Raw genomic sequence first — 17,039 nt, 5'->3', positions numbered from 1 at the left:
AGCGGTGAGTCCGAGCCCCCGGCACACGTGGTGCCGGGGGCTCGGCGCGCGTTCTTGTTCAGGCGCAGGTCAGTTGCGGTGCTGCCCAGTCGGCGTGGTCGTAGTTGACGTCGTCTCCGGAGTCGGTGACGGAGAGGCGGAGCTCCAGTCCTCCCGTGAGGTCCGCGGAGAGCGCCTTGGCCGCGTCCGCGCCCGTCATGCGGCCGCTGTCCGCGACGAGCGTGTCGTCCCGGTAGAGGCGGAAGACGACGGACCCGTTGCTCCCGCCGGCCTCGTCGTCCACGCCCACGTTCACGGTCAGGCGTGAGCAGCCACGGCCGAGGTAGTACGTCACGTCCCCGGCCGCGTGGGCGCCGAGGCCCTTGGCATAGGTGGTGCCGTTGACGGTGAGGGTGTGGCCGTCGCCGGCGGCCTTCTCGCCGTTGCTGCGGTCGCGCTCGACCGGACCCCAGCCGTTGGTCGCCGAGGCCCACGTCAGGTCGCTGAGCGCGTGCGTGCCGGCCGTCGGGCCGCTGCCGCACGCGAGCCGGGCATCGGCCCAGTCCGCGTGGTCGAAGTCGATCCCGTCACCGCCGTCGGTCACGACGAGTCGCAGCGTCGTCCCACCGGTCAGATCCGCCGTGAGGCGAAGCGGCGGATCGGCGGCCGTCCGTACGCCGCTCTCGGCGACCTCGGTCGTGTCCCGGTAGATCCGGAAGGCGACGGACCCGCCCGCGGTCGATTCGTCGTCGACACCGACGTCCACGCGCAGGGACTTGCAGGTGCCGCCGAGGTGGTACGTGATGTCGCCGCTGGCGTGCGTGCCGAGGCCCTTGCTGTAGGCGGTGCCGTTGATGGTGAGCGTGCGGCCGTCTCCTGCTGCCTGTTCGCCGTTGCTGCGGTCGCGTTCGACCGGGCCCCAGCCGTTCACCGCCGAGGTCCACGGCAGGTCGCTCAGCTGATGGATGCCCGTCGGCGGCGGGACCGGCGTGCCAGGCGTGACGCGGTACATCACCGTGCCGTGCGCGGGCACGGACGCGCTGATCGCACCCGTCGTGGTGGACTGCTGCTTGGACCAGAGATCCTTGAGGGAGTACGACGTCGAACCGCCCAGGCCGATGGCCTCCGCCGTCGTCGACACCGTTCGTGCGGTCGTGTTCTCGTTGGTCAGCGTCACCGACCGCCCGCCGTCGGCAAGCGGTTTGGACATCACGACGAGACCGCCGGACGAGGACACCACCGTGCCCTGTCGGCCGAGCGGGTCCTGGTCGACGCCTATGACGTCGGTGTTCTTCAGGATGTCCAGCGAGGCCGACGACACACCGCGCAGATCCGTGCCGATCAGGAGCGGCGACGCCATCTGAGCCCAGAGGCTGAAGTGGGTGCGGTATTCGGTGTCGGTCATGCCGCCGTTGCCGACCTCCAGCATGTCGGGGTCGTTCCAGCCGCCCGGCCCCGCGTACGGGGCCAGGGACTGGTTCTTGTGGGCGATGCCGATCATGCTGGACCAGGAGTCGGAGATGTCCCCGGTCGTGCGCCATGAATTCCCGTACTGCGCCGCCCAGTTCCAGGGCTGGTTCTCGCCCCACTCGCAGATGCTGTAGACGATCGGGCGGCCGGTGGCCTTGAGCGCGTCTCCCATGGCCTTGTACCGCTGCTTGGCGTCCACGGCGTTGTTGTTGCAGTTGTCGTACTTGAGGTAGTCCACGCCCCAGGACGCCCACAGGTCGGCGTCCTGCTGTTCGTGTCCGAGCCCGCCGGGAAAGCCCTGTGTGTCGCATGTCTTGGTGCCGGCGCTGGAGTAGAGCCCGAACTTGAGGCCCTTGGAGTGGACGTAGTCCGCGACGGCCTTGATCCCGTGGGGGAAGCGGACCGGGTCGGGCACGAGGTTGCCGTTCGTGTCCCGGTTCGGCAGCGCCCAGCAGTCGTCGATGTTGACGTACGTATAGCCCGCGTCCTTGAGTCCCAGGGAGACGAAGGCGTCGGCGATGCCCTTGACCATGTCCTCGTTGAACTCGGCCCGGCAGTGCGTCGAGTTCCAGTTGTTGAAGCCCATCGGCGGGGTGCGGGCGAGGCCGTTGTCCACGGCGGGTCCCGCGACCGGCATCGTCACCGTGCCCGACGCGGGCCTGGCCGCGACGAGGGCCGGGACGGCCAGGCACAGGGCGGCCATGGTCACGGCGAACTGCTTTCTGCGAAGGTGTCGTTCGGCAGACACGTGCGGCTCCCAGGGGGGTGAGTGGTGCACACGATCAAACGCGGGCGAACGAAAGTCACCACATCCCAGCTGCCTGTCTGGAGCATGTCAATACCTGTGTGTCCTCGGCCGAGTCCGCTTCCGTGCCGCAGAGTTCGGATGCGCTTTCTCCTCATGCGTGCCGTCGCGCGGCTTCACCCTGGGCCGGGACGGGAAGCGCCTTCTCCTCGGCGTCCGCCGGCCAGAGGAACACCGGCGACAGGACCAGTTCGATGAATCCCAGCGCCACCTGGAACGCATGCGGCCACCCGTGCGTGGCGAGCGAGAGCAGTCGCCCGAAGGCGCCCAGCGGGAACACGCCGGCCGGCCATCGCACCGCCGCGGCGGGGATCGGCGACCGCCGGGCCGCCCAGAGCCAGGCAAGACCGTACCCGGCGAAGATCGCACCGAAGAACCGGCCCAGACTGTCGATCGTCGGCCCGGCCGACCGCTCGCCCGGGATCGCCGCGTTGCCGAGCGGCACATGGAAGAGCCCGCTCGCCACGCAGGCGTACCCCAGGGTGACGACCAGTACCCGGAGCGCCTTGGCTTTGGTCATGACGTCGTCGCCCCCAGCTAGTAGACGTGTGTCTACTAGGCTGGAGCTCCTTAGTAGACATGTGTCAAGTAAGATGCGGTCGTGCCTCCCCGTCAGCGGCTCAGCCCCGCCGAACGCCGCGCCCAACTCCTCACGGTCGCCGCGCGCCTCTTCGCCGCGCAGCCGTACGACGAGGTGCTGATGGAGGACGTCGCCGAGCGCGCCGGTGTCTCCCGCGCACTCCTCTACCGGCACTTCCCGAGCAAGCGGGACCTGTTCGCCGCGCTCTACCAGCAGGTCGCCGACGAACTGCTCGCCAAGACCCGGCTCGACCCCACCGCCACCCTGGTCGAACAGCTCACCCAGGGCCTGGACGCGCACATCGAGTACTTCGCGGAGAACCGCAACACCGTCCTGGCGGCCAATCGCGTGCTGGCCGGTGACCGCCTGATCCAGACGATCATGACGAATGAACTCGATGCCCTGCGGGAGCGCCTGCTCGGCGTGCTTCCGCTCGCCGACGACAGCACCCGGGATGCCGTGTCGGGCGTCCTGAAGAGCTGGCTGGTGTTCGTCCAGGTGCTGTGCGCGGACTGGCTCACCGAGGAGACCTGCACCCGTACCGAACTGCGCGACGTGTGCGTCGGCGCCGCGGTGGGCGCCATCCGGCCCCTCCTGGACGAGGACCCCGCGCCGGACTGGCCCCGCTGACATCGACTTGTCGATGCTCTGCCGGTGCGGGACACCCGCGGAGTGGCATGCTGATCAGGCAGGACGGAAACGTTCCGACGAGGTGACCGTGTGGCCGGGCGCGGAGCAGACGTGATGCCGAGGCGATTCGACGAGGAGCTGCCTGATGGGGAAGTACACGGATGTCCACCGCCGAAGCCTGGCCGACCCGGAGGGGTTCTGGCTGGAGGCGGCCGAGGCCATCGAATGGTCCCGCAAACCGACCAGAGCCCTGGATGCCTCGCGGGCGCCGTTGTACGGCTGGTTCCCCGACGGCGAGCTGAACACGGCCCACAACGCCCTGGACCGGCACGTGACTTCCGGGCGCGGCGGGCAGCCGGCACTCGTCCACGACTCCCCGGTGACCGGCACCAAGACCTCGTACACCTACGCCGAACTGCGCGATGCCGTGGCCGTCTTCGCCGGGGCGCTGGCCACGCTCGGCGTCACCAAGGGCGACCGCGTGATCATCTATATGCCGATGGTGCCGGAAGCCATCATCGCCATGCTCGCCTGCGCGCGCATCGGCGCCGTTCACTCGGTCGTGTTCGGCGGATTCGCACCCAAGGAACTCGCCGCCCGCATCGAGGACGCCCAGCCCAAGGTGGTCGTGGCGGCGTCCTGCGGAATCGAACCGACCCGCGTCATCGACTACAAGGCGATCATCGACCAGGCGCTGCAGACCACCCGGCACCAGCCGGAACACATCGTGATACTGCAACGCGAGGCCGCACGAGCCGAGTTGAGCCACCGGGACCTCGACTGGCACGAGCTGGTCGCCACCGCGAAGCCGGTCGATCCCGTGCCGGTTGCGGCAACCGACCCCCTCTACATCCTCTACACGTCCGGAACCACCGGCAGGCCCAAGGGCGTACTGCGCGACAACGGCGGTCACGCCGTCGCGCTGGCCTGGTCGATGAGCAACATCTACGGCATCGGTCCCGGCGACACCTGGTGGGCGGCCTCGGACGTCGGCTGGGTCGTCGGCCACTCCTACATCGTCTACGCGCCGCTGCTGATCGGTGCCACCACGGTGCTGTACGAAGGCAAACCCATCGGGACACCGGACGCCGGCGCCTTCTGGCGAGTGATCTCCGAGTACGGAGTGAAAGCGCTGTTCACCGCACCGACCGCGCTGCGGGCCATCCGCAAGGCGGACCCGGATGCCACCGAGCTGTCGCGATACGACCTCTCCGCGTTCGACGCCCTCTTCCTCGCCGGAGAGCGCCTCGACCCGGACACCTACCGCTGGGCCCACGACACCCTGGGCGTGCCCGTCATCGACCACTGGTGGCAGACCGAGACGGGCTGGCCCATCGCGGCCAATCTGCGCGGACTGGAACTGATGCCCGCCAAGCCCGGGTCGGCCACCGTGCCCGTCCCCGGGTTCGACGTCCAGGTCCTGGACCCGGCCACGAGCGAGCGGATGCCCGTGGGCCAGGAGGGAGCGATCGCGGTCCGGCTTCCCCTGCCACCCGGTTCGCTGCCCACGCTCTGGGGCGACGACCAGCGGTACATCGACGCCTACCTGGCCGAGCACGACGGCTACTACACCACAGGCGACTCCGGTTTCTTCGACGAGGACGGCTATCTCTTCGTGATGGGCCGCACCGACGACGTCATCAATGTCGCCGGGCACCGCTTGTCCACCGGCGCGATCGAAGCCGTACTCGCGGCGCATCCCGCAGTCGCCGAATGCGCGGTGATCGGCGTCCACGACGAGGTGAAGGGGCAATTGCCGCGCGGACTGGTCGTGCTCAAGTCCGGTGTGCATCCGGACGAGGCCACTCTCCGCGAAGAGCTTGTCGCCGCGGTACGCAGAGACATCGGACCGGTGGCGGCCTTCCGCGACGTGACCGTGGTCGACGCCCTGCCCAAGACCCGCTCCGGCAAGATCCTCCGCAAGGCGATGCGCGGCATCGCCGACGGCCGGGACGTACCGATGCCCTCCACCATCGAGGACCCCGGGGCGCTGGACGACCTCCGGCCGATTCTGCGGCCGCGGTAGGCCGAAGAAGGGTGTTCAGGCCGACGGGCCGATCAGCTCGTCGGCAACCCACCGTGCGACGTCGGCGGGGTAGGGCGCCGGCAGCCCGAGGACGATGTGCCGGAAGCCGGCGCCCGTCGCCTCGCCGATCGCGTCCCGGGTGACGCCGGGCCGGTCGTAGGCGACGGGCAGGTGGATCGAGCGGGTGACCGAGGCGGGATCGCGGCCGATCTCGGCGCAGTAGCGGTCCAGCAGCGCGCCGCGGCGGATGGCGTCGTCGATGTCGCCGCCCGGGATGTTCCACAGGTCGGCGTGCTCGGCGACCACACGCAGCGTCGCGGACGAGCGTCCGCCGATCAGGATCGGCGGGTGGGGGCGCTGGACGGGTTTGGGGTTGCCGAACGCTCCGGTGAGGCGGTGATGGGCGCCGTGGAAGTCGAACGGCTCCTCCTCGGTCCACAGGCGCCGGATCACCGTGCAGGCTTCGGCGAGGCTCCCCACGGCGTGCGCGGAATCGTGGAACGGCAGGCCGTGGGCTTCGTACTCACGCCGGGCCAGGGGGTGGCCGGGGCGTGAGCCGACGCCGATGCCGAAGTCGAGCCGTCCGCCGGAGACGATGTCGACGGTTGTGGCGATCTTGGCCAGCATCGCGGGCGGCCGGAACCGGTTACTGGTCACCAGCACGCCGAGCCGCAGTCGTCGGGTGTGGGCGGCGAGGGCCGAGAGCAGCGTCCAGCCCTCGTAGGTCGGTCCGTCCGGATCTCCCCCGATCGGCATGAGGTGATCGAACAGCCACGCGTGCTCGATCTCCGGGATCGTGTCCGCCTCGCGCCAGACGCGCAGGACGTCGTGGTAGTCGACCTGTGAGGGGGCGGTCATGATCCCGAATCGGGTTCGGGGTGAGCTTCGGGATGGGTGTCGGGGTGTGCTTCGGGGTGTGTGAGGCATGGAGTCGCTGGTCCTCTCGAAGCTCATGGGCCGATCAGCGGCGCCGCAGTGACGGGTCGAGCAGCGCGGGCGGGGTGTCGTGCTTCTCCTGCGGGGCCAGGTCGGTGCCGGGGGCGACGACGGCGTCGATCGCGTCGAGTACGTCGGCGGAGAGCACGGTGTCTGCGGCGGCGAGTTGGGAGTGCAGGTGGGCCTGCGTGCGGGGACCGATGAGCGCGCTGGTCACGGCGGGGTGCGCGGTCACGAATCCGAGCGCGAGCTGGATCATCGTGAGACCGGCCTCGTCGGCGACTTCGGCCAGCCGCTCGACCGCGTCGAGCCTGACCCGGTTGGTGGGGCTGGTGATGTCGAAGCGTTCGGGCATGAACGTCGAGCGGTTGGTGGTGACTTCCTGTCCCGCGCGGATCGCGCCCGACAGCCAGCCCGAGGCCAGCGGGCTCCACACCAGCACACCGAGGCCGTACTCCTCGGTCACGGGCAGCACATGGGTCTCGATGCCGCGCTGCAGGATCGAGTAGCCGGGCTGTTCTGTGACGTAACGGCTCAGGTGATGTTCGCGGGCGGCCCACTGGGCCTGCACGATGCGGTACGCGGGGAAGGTCGAGGAGCCGAAGTAGCGGATCTTTCCCGCGCGTTGCAGGTCGGTCAGGGCCGACAGCGTCTCCTCGTCGCTGGTGCTCGGGTCCCACCGGTGGATCTGGTAGAGGTCGACGTGGTCGACACCGAGACGGCGCAGGCTGTTGTCCAGCTCGGTGATCAGCCAACGGCGCGAGCTGCCCCGGTGGTTGCGCTCGTCGCCCATGGGCATGGAAGCCTTCGTGGCCAGCACGAGGTCGTTGCGGCGGCCTGCGATGGCCTTGCCGACCATCTCTTCGGACTCGCCCTGGCTGTACATGTCGGCGGTGTCGATGACGTTGATGCCGGCTTCCAGGGCGGCATCGACGATCGCGGTGGCCTCGTCCTGCGTGGTGCGCCCGATCTTGCCGAAGTTCATTGCGCCGAGCGCGAGGGAGCTGACCTGCACACCGGTGCGGCCCAAGGTGCGGTACTGCATGACGTGTTCCTCCATTGCGGGTGAAACGTGGTGACAATGCGTGAAGTGGGTGCCGGGCCCGCTGCTCTGGCATCATGAGCAAGCGGAACCTCGTTCCGCTTCAACGATACGGAACCATGTTCCGTTTTTGCAAGCTCGACAACGGAGGCGCGGCGCGATGAACGAGGGCGACGAGGGCGCAGGGCACGCGGCCCCGGCCAGGCGGAAGGACGCTCGGCGCAACAAGGAGACCCTGCTCGACGCGGCGGCCGCGGTCTTCGTCGCGTCAGGCGTCGAAGCGCCGGTACGCGACATCGCGGCCGAGGCGGGCGTCGGGCTGGGCACGATCTACCGGCACTTCCCGACGCGAGCGGATCTCATCATCGCCGTCTACCGGCACCAGGTCGACGCCTGCGCCGAGGCGGGCCCCGCTCTGTTGGCGACCAGCGCAACTCCGTACGCCGCACTGGGGCAATGGATCAACCGCTTCGTCGACTTCCTGGTCACCAAGCACGGACTCGCCGCCGTGCTGCAGTCCGAGAACGCCGGCTTCGACGCGCTGCACGCCTACTTCCTCGACCGCCTCCTGCCCGTGTGCACCCAACTGCTCGAAGCAGCGGCCGCCGCCGGTGAGATCCGCTCCGACCTGGAGGCCTACGAGCTCATGCGCGGCGTCGGAAACCTCTGCATCGGCGCGGAGAACGATCCCCGCTACGACGCCCGCCGACTGGTCGACCTCCTCATCGCGGGGCTGCGCCAGTCCCACTGACCATAGGCAAGGCAGCTGATGCAGGAGCGCAACTGCCGCGCCGGCAAACCTGGTCGACGCATGGCGGCCAGACTCATAGTCTCCGCCTGTGACTGATCCCAGCGAGTCGGAAGGCGCATTCAGGAATCGGTGCGCGAACACCGCGCGGATGCTCGCGCCGCTCGTCGGCTACTTCATCAGCCGGATCTCGTTCGAGGCATTCAACGAGGACGACTCGCTGGAGATCACGCTCAGGGAGGGGCCGTCGAAGCCCGATGTCGTGATCTCCCTCTCCGGCCTCTATTACGCCACGGTCTCCAAGCCCCCGGAGATCTCCGGCTGCTTCGTCGACGAGATCTCCCTGGCGCACCTGCCGAGGACGCCACACCCCTGGCCCGAGGGGGCAGTCGGCCGAGTCGGCCGATTCGACGGATTGAGTGAGTTGGCGTGGCTGCAGATCATCGGCCCGGCCGAGGTGGACGTCATCGCAGCGATCGTGACTGTCTACACGGCAATGAGCGACGATGAAGCCTCGGCGGACGAGCGGGTGTGAGAAAAGAAGGCCGGTACCGGACCCCGACTCACCGGCCGGCTTCACCGGGGTCATCCGGACCGAGAGGGCGTGCGCAGGCGATGAGCAGGGCTACGTCGTCGGGGGCGCCGGGGTGGCGGAGGCGGTGGAGGAGGCGGTCGCAGGTGTCCTCCAGCGGGCCGAGTTCCTCAAGGAGGTGCAGGAGGGTGTCGAGGCGCTCGTCGATGGGGTAGTCGCGGGTCTCGACCAGCCCATCGGTGTACAGCACCAGTTGATCGTAGGGGGCGAGTTCGATGGCCGTGCTCTCGAACGGGACTCCGCCCACGCCCAGGGGAGCGCCGGTGGGCAGGTCGAGGAGCACGGGGCGTCGACCGCCGCGTACGAGGACGGGGGGCAGATGGCCGGCGCTGGCGATGCGGCACTCGCCGCGGTGGGGGTCGTAGACGGCGTAGAGGCACGTGGCGATGTACTGCTCCAGCCGCCCGGTGATCGCGTCGAGGTGCTGCAGAACCTGGGCGGGTTCGAGGTCCAGGTCGGCGTAGGCCGCGGTGGCGGTGCGCAGGCGGCCCATCGTGGCGGCGGCGTCGATGCCGCTGCCCATGACGTCGCCCACGACGAGCGCCGTCCTGGCATTCTGCAGCGGCAGCACGTCGTACCAGTCACCGCCGATCTCGTAGGCGGCCTGCGCGGGCCGGTAGCGCGCGGCGACCTGCAGACCGGGAAGATCCGTCGGCAGGTCGGGGAGCAGACTGCGCTGCAGGGTCTCCGCGGCGCTGCGCACGCTCTGGTGCGTGCGCGCGTTGTCGATGCACATCCCCGTGCGGGAGGCGAGTTCGGTGGCGATGGCGAGGTCGTCCTCGTCGAAGGGACGTGGGTCGCGGGCGCGGGTGAGACCCAGGAAGCCAAGGGTGCTGCCCCGAGCGGTGAGCGGAACGGCGAGGTACGAGTGCACCCCGGCGCGGGCCAGCAATGTGGCCGCATGATCGTCACGGGCCATGCGCCTGAGGTCACTTCCCTCGGCATGACTGACCAGTATGGGGCGGCCCGTGCGCACGCACTGCGTGGCCAGCCGGTCGGCACCGTACGCCGCGAGCTCGCCGGGTGGGTCGGCGGCCCGCTCGGCATCGGTGGGATAGGCCGCCTTCACCGCCAGGGCACGGAAGAGTTCCGGGCCGGTGAAGGACCGGGGGCGGTGCTCGTCCAGGACCGAGTCGAGTACGTCGACGGAGACCACGTCGGCGAAGTCGGGCACGGTGACGTCAGCCAGTTCCCGGGCCGTCTGGTCGACCTCCAAAGTCGTGCCGATACGAATGGAACCGGCGGCGATGAGAGCCAGACGCCGTCGTGTCTCGGTGGCCGCCAGCGCGGACTCGTAGCGCTCGGTGACGTCGACCACCCACTCGGCCACCCCGAGAACCTGGCCCCGGGCGTCCTCCAGCCGGTACACCGAGATCGACCACGCATGCGTGCGCCCGGGGTCGGAAGGCGTGCGGCCGACGACGGTCGACTCCTCCACCAGCGGGATCCCGGTCTCCAGGACCTGCCGCATCGCCGCCTCGGCCGCCTTGAACTCCGAGGACTTCATGACCTCGCGGTAGCGGCGCCCGAGATGGTGCTTCTCGGCAAGTCCGTGCATGCGCTCCAGAGCGGGGTTGACGGTCACGTACCGCAGGTCGGTGTCCAGGATCGCCACGCCGATGGGGGACTGGGAGACCAGCCGCGTGGACAGGGCGACGTTCTTTTCGAGCTCGCGCAGCGTGGGGGAGTCGGCCCCCAGGCCAAGGGCGTAGAAGTCGCCGTGGTCATTGAGCAGGCGCATGTTGCGCAGCTCCACCATGCGTGTGCTGCCGTCCGCGCAACGGATGGGGAACGTCCCCGCCCAGGGCTGGCCCGTCTCCATGACCTCGGCGAATGTCTTGATCACCCAGTCCCAGTTGTCTTCGTGGACGAGCAGCTGTGCCGCGAACTGGCCGAGCGCTTGCTCGGCGCTATAGCCGTAGAGCGCCTCGGCCTGCGGACTCCACAGGACGATGCGGCCCTCGGCGTCCAGCAGTACGGCCGCGACACCGAGCAGGTCCATCAGCCCCCGCGGCGTCGACGCCCGGTCCTCCGGCCGGCCGCTGTTCTCCAGTCCGAGGTCGGCAGGAGGCTGCCCGGTTGAGCTTGCGCTCATCGCCGGCCCTCCTTCCAGCCGCTGGTGTCGTACGACCTGCTCGCGGGACCGGGCCGGAACCCGGCCGCAACTGCACGTACCCCCGCCTCCAGGTACCCCGCATCCATGGTCTCTCCCGGCAGCGGGACGGGGCACCTCGGTAGCAGCCCCACGGCTCCTCGACCGGCTGCGTACCGCACCTGTTGCGCAGCTTCTTCCAGGTCTTGCTGCCGACCACCCCGTCGTCGCACCCGGGTTGCACCGGTAGCTCTTCAGGGGGCACTCGGCCTCCGCCACCGCGTTGCCGGAGCCGATCGGCCACGGACGGCTGCGGGCGCCGCCAGGAGCCCTGCCCCCAGCGCCGGCGCCGCGGCCGTCAGCGTGATCATCCACGGCGACAGGTGCACTGCGTGCCCGCCTTGTCGGTCATCATGGGCCGGTGCGTGCGGTGCTGTTCAGCCCCGACGGGCACGCAGTGGCCACCGGCAGCGATGACGAGACCGCGCGTCTGTGGGACGCGGCCACCGGGCAGAGTCACGCCGTCCTCACCAACATGGCCATGTTGGTGGCACTGAGCCCGGACGGCCGTACCCTCGCCGCGGGCCACAACAACGGCACGATCCGACTCTGGGACCTCCACAGGCGAACTGTCCGCGCCATCTTGCCGTGCCCTGCACCGGGGGGTTCACGCAACAGGAACGCGCTCAATATCTGCGGGGCCGGCCGCGGGGTCGGGTGTGCAGACCCATGTAGCCGGAACCGCGGCATCCCTCGCAATCGCCGGGTCAGGGGCTGTCCGGCACTTGGTGCCTCTCCGGCAGCAATGACCGCAGTGCCATGGCCGTCACCTCGGCCTCCACGGTCTCCCGGTCGGAGACCACTGCCGCGCGGAAGGAACGGCCCGCCAAGAGCGAGATGAGCCACCAGGCTGCGGTGTGCGGGTCGATGTCGTGGCGGATGTCGCCCGCGCCCTGGCCGCGGCGGAGCAGGTCGGCGAGCGTATCGGCGAAGTGCTGGTGGACGTGGCGGAGGGCGTCGCCGAGTTCCGGGTCGTGGGAGAGGGCCGTGGCGTCGGCGAAGAGGAACCCATGGGATCCGGGCTGGTGGAAGCGGTCCATGTGGGCCGGATCGAGGAAGGCCGCCAGCACCTCGGGGACCGGGCGTCCGGCGTCGGCGGCCCGGTTGAGCAGCTCGGACACGGCGGAGGTGGCGTGGTCGAGGGCCGCCCGGTACAGCGCGGCCTTGGACCCGAAGTTCTGGAACACCACCGGCTCGGTGACGCCGACGCGCCTGGCGATGTCGGAGACCTTGCCCCGCTGGTAGCCGGTCTCGGAGAAGACCTCCGTGGCGGCCATGAGGATGGACGCGCGCCGCTGCGCCGCGGGCAGGCGCGTCCGGGTACGGGCTCGGGGCTCGGTCACGCCCGTCATCCTATGCCGCCCCTTGCCGTTTCTCTTAGTCGTGACTAAGTTAGGAGCAGTACTTAGTCACGACTAAGTTATGGAGGAGGGTCCATGTCCCTCGGTCACCTCATGCAAGGCAAGCCGCGCCCTGACACACCTGGCGTGACGATCGCAACCCCGCGCGCGTACGAAGTCTTCGGCGCCCTCTGTTTCGCCGGTCGCCGCCACCGTGCCTTCACCCGCCTCGCCGAGCTCAGCGGAGCCGAGCCCGGTGACCGCGTCCTGGACGTGGGCTGCGGCACCGGCTACCTCACCCGGCACATGGCCACGCGTGTCGGCCCCGAGGGCGCGGTGACCGGTGTCGACGCGTCACCGCCGGTCCTCGACTACGCCCGTCGGCGCAAGCCACGGCCGGGCAGCGCCGCCTGCACCTATCGGGAGGGCATCGCCGAGTCCCTCGACCTGCCCGATGCCGCCTTCGACACGGTCGTCACCAGCCTGATGCTGCACCACCTGCCGGAGGAGCTCCGGCCTGCGGCACTTCGTGAGATGTACCGGGTTCTGCGGCCCGGCGGGCGTCTGCTGGTCGTCGAGTTCCGCCCGCCGAAGTCCAGGCTCGGCCGCCACCTCGTACATGGCGGGGCGGGCCACGCCATGGCACACCACCGCGTGGAACTGCTGGCAGGACTGATCACGGACGCGGGCTTCGAGGTGCGCGGCAGCGGTGACATACGGCCGTGGCTGCGCCATGTGCAGGCGGTGCGGCCGACGCGATCCGAGTCCGCGGAGGCATGACATGGGGGTGTGACACAAGGGCGTGGCTGCCTCACCCGGTCGGATGACAAACGGCATTTCGCGGCTGCCCGCGTGGTCGTGGGCGTCTTCCGGGTGCGGGCATCCCCCGGACGGCCGATGGTGGGAGGTGGGGACTGGTCCGTTACCTGTGCGGATGATCACGGAGGTGTCGCACATGTCCACGATCGAGAACCAGATCGACGTTGCTGTACCCGCCGAGGTGGCCTGGGACTACCTGCACAGCGTGGAGAGCCTTCCGCAGTTCGTGGACGGCGTCCGGGAAGCGCGACCAGAGGGCAAGCGCCGAGCACATCTGGCCCTGGAATCGGCGGCAGGACCGCGGGAACTCGATGCCGAGTTCACCGACCGTGCCAAGGGCGGTGCGCAGGGCAGCGTGATGATGTGGCACACCGCAAAGGGTGAGGGCGCCGACCTCAAGGGCGCGTTCACCGTACGGGCGATCGACGACGAGCACACACAGATACAGCTCCGCGTCGAGTACGACCCGGAGAAGACCCGCGAGACCTTCGGCGGCCCCAAAGGGTTCGCCCAGTCCGACAGGATTCAGCATCTGATCCAGCAGGATCTCGAACAGTTCAAGGACTTTGTCGAAGGCAAACGCTGAGCTCACACGCCGGGGCCCGTCCCCGGATCCGGTAGGTACGACGCGAGTTGCACCTTGCCATGGAGCGACTCCTGGCCCGTGATCGGCTGGTGCGACGGAACGCGCAGTTGGCGCAGGCTGGGGTGGGCGGCCAGCGAGGAGATGTCCACGGCCTTGGCGGCCGCGTCCAGGGTGAGGGTGTCGAGGCGCGGGAAGGCCGCCAGCCAGTACCAGGTGACGGATTGCTCGGCCGGGAGCCACAGATGGGTGACCCGGTCGGGGTGCAGGGCGTGGATCAGATGGATCGCGTCGAAGCCCTCCGACACACGCACATGCGAGCGGCCCCCCAAGGTGCTGAAGACCGCCAGTTCCTCCGGCGTGGTGACTTCGAAATAGACGTCGTCCTCGGGCAGGTCGGCCAGCACACCCTCGGCGTAGGACGCGGTGTCGAAGCGATGCCAGGCACTGCACAGCAGCTGTCGTACCGGCGGGTCTGGATGGTCCTGATAGCGGCTGAGCAGGGGGATGGCGGCGTCCCCGCCGATGAGGACGGCCGTGTGTGCCGTCAAGAGCGCTTCCTCGTCCGACAGCCGGTCGGGCCCCGGCAGGAGTTCCAGCGCGACGGAGCCGATGCTGGCGAGTTCGTAGGCTTCGGAGGCGCTGCGGGGCGGAATGAGGGCGCTCGCGCGATCGCTGATCGCGGCCCGCACACGGGGCTCCAGCTCGGTGGCATGTTCGACGGCCGCAGTGGCGAGCAGGTGCAACTGGGCTCTGCGGTAGCCGGACGTTGAGCCGTCTCCGCGTCTGAGCAGGTCCATCAGGAGCTCCGCGCCCTCCCTGGGACGGGCATGCGCCACGGCCATGCGGATGACGTCCTCCCACTGGGATTCGACCGCGCGCAGGACGAGCAGGGCCATGTCGCCCTCCTCGACTGCGGCCTTCGCACCCAGGTAGTCCTGGAACGTCCGGTGGATGAAGTCGATGGAGCCGACGGCCGGCTCGCGCAGCAGTCCGCTGCGGAGCAGAAGGTGTTGGAAGATCGCCGCGGCGTCTCCCTGGGCCGCCGCGACCGGCACGCTGGGCAGAGTGTCCGCGATGATGCGTTCGGCGTGGCTGCGGTCGAGTTCGGACTTGCCGTTGAGGATGAATTTGTAGGCCAGGCGCTGCAGCAGCCGGACCTTCGGCTCCTCGGTGAGTTCGATCCCGTCCGGCGCGTCCATGTCGCGTTCCCGGTCGCGCCGTGCCAGCAGCATCGACAGCGCGGCGTCGTACAACTCCTTGCGGCCGCTGGGCAGGTAGCCGCGCCGGTCGCAGTGCAGCGCGCAAATCAGGCCGCACATCAGCGGGTTGGTGGCGAGCCGGGCGAGATCCTGTTTGGTGCGGACGGCGGTGACCAGGGAGGCCTCGTACGCGTCGAGAAGGTTGCGCTCCTCCTGCTCGCTGACGCTACGGGCGGCGTTGTGCCATCGGTGGATGAACGAGGTGACGTCGTGCCGGCTCATCGGGGCGAGCGACAACTCGGTGAACTTCTCCGTTGCGAGCCATCGGTCGCGCACGGCCGAGGGGCGAGAGGTGACGAGCCAGACGTTCCTGTGGTAGGTCGCGAGCAGATCCTGCAGCCAACGGCGAGTGCGCTCGCGAATCTGCTTCGGCACCTCGTCGATTCCGTCGATCAGAAGCAGCCCCCGGCCCGCGGCCAGCACTCGGTCCGCCCATCCGGCCGGCTGCGCTCCGGCCAGGGGAGAACGGGTGCGGTGCAGAAACTCGTCCGGGGCCGGGAGGTCGTCATGCTGACGCGTCAGCGTACGCATGGGCAGCACGAACGGCACCCGCCCGATGAGTGTCGCCAACGGGGCCTCGCTGTCCAGGACGGTCAGATCCTGCTGGGCCGTGGTCACCGCCAGCCACTGCACCAGCGTCGTCTTGCCGGAGCCCGCGACTCCACGGAGCAGCACACGATCACGTCCGTTGAACGCATGCTCCGCCCGGATCATGGCATGGCGGGTGTCCCGGTCGAGGTCCGCCTCCAGACTCAAGTACGCGGTACCGAGCGGCCATTGTTCGGGCGACCGTGAAAGATCGATCCCGTAGATGGTGAGCATCCCGTGCTTCTGGGCGATGTGCGCGGCGTACCGCTCCTCGAAGAGGGTGTCCTTCGTGACGGGGGAGGGGTTTCGCGCCAGCAGCAGGTCCGTCTTGGCGATCACTTCCGCGAGCCGGCTGCTGTGCTCGACGAGCGTACGTGCGACAAATGTCGAGCGCTGGGTGAAGAAGTGGAGAATGTGCACGCACGCCGTTGCCAAGAGGGCGTCGTGGAGTTGGGCGGCGTCGGTGGACAGGTCGCGCGCAGCGTCAGGTCCCGCGGCCTTCAATGCCTGGAGCAGCGCCTGCGGGCCCATCTGAACGGCCTGTACGTCGTCCATCTCCAGCTCGCCGAGATGCGTCAGGGTCCGGGCCAGGGCCAGCGCGACCGCCTCCTCCTCGTCCGGCGCGACGGGCCGCTCACCGACGGGGGCGGATCCCACCGCACTGCGGAGCAGGGCCCGGGTGAGCTTGTGCAGGTCTGCGTCCGTCAGCCGACGCTTCTCACCGGTGAACGACACCAGCGAGGAGATCCGCACAGGTCGGTCGACGAGGCCCGCCCCCGGACCTTCGCTGACGAACAGCTTCTTGACCAAGGGGGTGACGACACCAGAGGCGAGGCGAGTCGCGATCGCACCAGCATCCATCGTCCCCCCCAGACGGCCGCACGTTCCCCAGTGCACTCAGCTGATTCTTGCCCCAACGGGGCCCATCCATCCGGGACTTCGCTCCGGACGTCCGAGAGCTGCGCCCAGCGCGCCGAGAACCGCGATGTCCGGTCAGCTCAGATGCCGGGCGAAGAACCGCGGCGAGCTGTCCACTTCGAACGACGGTACGTCCCTGTGATTGCCGCAGTTGGCATGCAGCGTCTTCTCGGTCGAGGTGAAGGCGTCGACAGCCTGACCGGCCAGATAGCTGTGCATGCCGGCGACAAGTGCGCCCGGATTCTCACCGGCGGCCATGCCGGCCCGTATCTCCGCCGCGATCCACCCGAACTCCTCGTCCTTGGGGCGGTCGCCGTGGTTGGGCGCGTCGATCGCGACGACCGCGAAACCCTCGGCGGCGTAGCGGCGCGCGCGGGAGGCGCCTTCTTGCAGGTGCGGTCACGGATCGGCAGGCTGCCGTCGGGACGGCGGGCAACCCTCGGAGGCATCGACATCCGTTCACCCCCTGCCAACTGAGGCGCCCCGAAGTTCTCGGACAGCGGTCCCCATAGGATCGAAGTCCAGAACGGCGGAGAGAGCACGTGGCACAGAAGCGTAGGAAGTTCAGT

The 17,039-nt window shown here is 69.3% G+C and carries 13 protein-coding genes and 3 pseudogenes; 7 read left to right on the top strand and 9 right to left on the bottom strand.

The genetic code is table 11. From position 1 onward, the window contains the following. Positions 1–58: 58 nt before the first annotated feature. The 3 genes and pseudogenes from ACFY1J_RS26060 to ACFY1J_RS26050 form a co-directional block, all read right to left on the bottom strand. Positions 59–484 (bottom strand): annotated as a pseudogene (locus ACFY1J_RS26060) (NPCBM/NEW2 domain-containing protein); the annotation flags it as partial. A 33-nt stretch (positions 485–517) separates the two neighbouring features. Next, positions 518–2,152 (bottom strand): annotated as a pseudogene (locus ACFY1J_RS26055) (NPCBM/NEW2 domain-containing protein); the annotation flags it as partial. Between the two features lie 196 nt (positions 2,153–2,348). Then, the gene (locus ACFY1J_RS26050; RefSeq protein ID WP_390732042.1) at positions 2,349–2,774 is read right to left on the bottom strand and encodes a DUF4345 domain-containing protein; all 426 of its coding nucleotides are present in this window, start codon (positions 2,772–2,774) and stop codon (positions 2,349–2,351) included. Between the two features lie 81 nt (positions 2,775–2,855). Between ACFY1J_RS26050 and ACFY1J_RS26045 the strand changes: the two genes are divergently transcribed. Both ACFY1J_RS26045 and ACFY1J_RS26040 read left to right on the top strand, forming a co-directional pair. Next, positions 2,856–3,464 carry a TetR/AcrR family transcriptional regulator gene (locus ACFY1J_RS26045; RefSeq protein WP_390732041.1) on the top strand — a complete coding sequence of 203 codons (609 nt, stop codon included), beginning with the start codon at positions 2,856–2,858 and terminating at the stop codon, positions 3,462–3,464. Between the two features lie 145 nt (positions 3,465–3,609). Beyond that, positions 3,610–5,490: a propionyl-CoA synthetase gene (locus ACFY1J_RS26040; RefSeq protein WP_390732040.1), complete on the top strand. Its 1,881-nt coding sequence runs from the start codon at positions 3,610–3,612 to the stop codon at positions 5,488–5,490. A 15-nt stretch (positions 5,491–5,505) separates the two neighbouring features. On the opposite strand, the gene ACFY1J_RS26035 is transcribed toward ACFY1J_RS26040, so the two are convergent. Both ACFY1J_RS26035 and ACFY1J_RS26030 read right to left on the bottom strand, forming a co-directional pair. Beyond that, positions 5,506–6,417 carry an LLM class flavin-dependent oxidoreductase gene (locus tag ACFY1J_RS26035; protein WP_390732039.1) on the bottom strand — a complete coding sequence of 304 codons (912 nt, stop codon included), beginning with the start codon at positions 6,415–6,417 and terminating at the stop codon, positions 5,506–5,508. A 34-nt stretch (positions 6,418–6,451) separates the two neighbouring features. Further along, complete coding sequence (locus ACFY1J_RS26030) at positions 6,452–7,471, bottom strand: aldo/keto reductase (protein ID WP_390732038.1); 1,020 nt, start codon at positions 7,469–7,471, stop codon at positions 6,452–6,454. 157 nt (positions 7,472–7,628) lie between these two features. Here ACFY1J_RS26030 and ACFY1J_RS26025 point away from each other — a divergent pair, with 157 nt between their 5' ends. Beyond that, entirely contained in the window at positions 7,629–8,219 is a 591-nt protein-coding gene (locus ACFY1J_RS26025) for a TetR/AcrR family transcriptional regulator (RefSeq protein WP_390709361.1), read from the top strand. Between the two features lie 148 nt (positions 8,220–8,367). Further along, positions 8,368–8,751, top strand: a complete 384-nt coding sequence (locus tag ACFY1J_RS26020) for a hypothetical protein (RefSeq protein WP_390732037.1) — start codon at positions 8,368–8,370, stop codon at positions 8,749–8,751. 28 nt (positions 8,752–8,779) lie between these two features. Here the strand turns inward: ACFY1J_RS26020 and ACFY1J_RS26015 are convergent, their stop codons facing one another. Beyond that, a complete protein-coding gene (locus ACFY1J_RS26015; RefSeq protein WP_390732036.1) occupies positions 8,780–10,903 on the bottom strand; it encodes a SpoIIE family protein phosphatase in 2,124 nt (707 codons plus the stop codon). Between the two features lie 385 nt (positions 10,904–11,288). Here ACFY1J_RS26015 and ACFY1J_RS26010 point away from each other — a divergent pair. Further along, positions 11,289–11,510 (top strand): annotated as a pseudogene (locus tag ACFY1J_RS26010) (WD40 repeat domain-containing protein); the annotation flags it as partial. Between the two features lie 157 nt (positions 11,511–11,667). Here the strand turns inward: ACFY1J_RS26010 and ACFY1J_RS26005 are convergent. After that, positions 11,668–12,303: a TetR family transcriptional regulator gene (locus tag ACFY1J_RS26005; protein WP_390709358.1), complete on the bottom strand. Its 636-nt coding sequence runs from the start codon at positions 12,301–12,303 to the stop codon at positions 11,668–11,670. Between the two features lie 144 nt (positions 12,304–12,447). Between ACFY1J_RS26005 and ACFY1J_RS26000 the strand changes: the two genes are divergently transcribed. Further along, entirely contained in the window at positions 12,448–13,080 is a 633-nt protein-coding gene (locus ACFY1J_RS26000) for a class I SAM-dependent methyltransferase (RefSeq protein ID WP_390732035.1), read from the top strand. A gap of 175 nt (positions 13,081–13,255) precedes the next feature. After that, on the top strand, positions 13,256–13,705 hold the full coding sequence (locus ACFY1J_RS25995; protein WP_390709356.1) for an SRPBCC family protein: 450 nt from the start codon (positions 13,256–13,258) through the stop codon (positions 13,703–13,705). Between the two features lie 2 nt (positions 13,706–13,707). On the opposite strand, the gene ACFY1J_RS25990 is transcribed toward ACFY1J_RS25995, so the two are convergent. Both ACFY1J_RS25990 and ACFY1J_RS25985 read right to left on the bottom strand, forming a co-directional pair. Then, a complete protein-coding gene (locus ACFY1J_RS25990) occupies positions 13,708–16,362 on the bottom strand; it encodes an NACHT domain-containing protein (protein ID WP_390732034.1) in 2,655 nt (884 codons plus the stop codon). Between the two features lie 183 nt (positions 16,363–16,545). Next, entirely contained in the window at positions 16,546–16,728 is a 183-nt protein-coding gene (locus tag ACFY1J_RS25985; RefSeq protein WP_390732033.1) for a hypothetical protein, read from the bottom strand. Positions 16,729–17,039 lie beyond the last annotated feature (311 nt).

This window comes from Streptomyces sp. NPDC001406 (assembly GCF_042895285.1).
Classification (GTDB): Bacteria; Actinomycetota; Actinomycetes; order Streptomycetales; family Streptomycetaceae; genus Streptomyces.
Note: the sequence above shows the minus strand (reverse complement) of the source record. Positions and strands in the feature narration are given on the sequence as shown.

What these genes read in the sequence shown, in the direction of transcription:
- ACFY1J_RS26030 (WP_390732038.1), bottom strand. Translation starts at nt 7,471, where the DNA reads ATGCAGTACCGCACCTTGGGCCGCACCGGTGTGCAGGTCAGCTCCCTC.
- ACFY1J_RS26050 (WP_390732042.1), bottom strand. Translation starts at nt 2,774, where the DNA reads ATGACCAAAGCCAAGGCGCTCCGGGTACTGGTCGTCACCCTGGGGTAC.
- ACFY1J_RS26025 (WP_390709361.1), top strand. Translation starts at nt 7,629, where the DNA reads ATGAACGAGGGCGACGAGGGCGCAGGGCACGCGGCCCCGGCCAGGCGG.
- ACFY1J_RS26040 (WP_390732040.1), top strand. Translation starts at nt 3,610, where the DNA reads ATGGGGAAGTACACGGATGTCCACCGCCGAAGCCTGGCCGACCCGGAG.
- ACFY1J_RS25995 (WP_390709356.1), top strand. Translation starts at nt 13,256, where the DNA reads ATGTCCACGATCGAGAACCAGATCGACGTTGCTGTACCCGCCGAGGTG.
- ACFY1J_RS25985 (WP_390732033.1), bottom strand. Translation starts at nt 16,728, where the DNA reads ATGGCCGCCGGTGAGAATCCGGGCGCACTTGTCGCCGGCATGCACAGC.
- ACFY1J_RS26035 (WP_390732039.1), bottom strand. Translation starts at nt 6,417, where the DNA reads ATGCCTCACACACCCCGAAGCACACCCCGACACCCATCCCGAAGCTCA.
- ACFY1J_RS26020 (WP_390732037.1), top strand. Translation starts at nt 8,368, where the DNA reads ATGCTCGCGCCGCTCGTCGGCTACTTCATCAGCCGGATCTCGTTCGAG.
- ACFY1J_RS26015 (WP_390732036.1), bottom strand. Translation starts at nt 10,903, where the DNA reads ATGAGCGCAAGCTCAACCGGGCAGCCTCCTGCCGACCTCGGACTGGAG.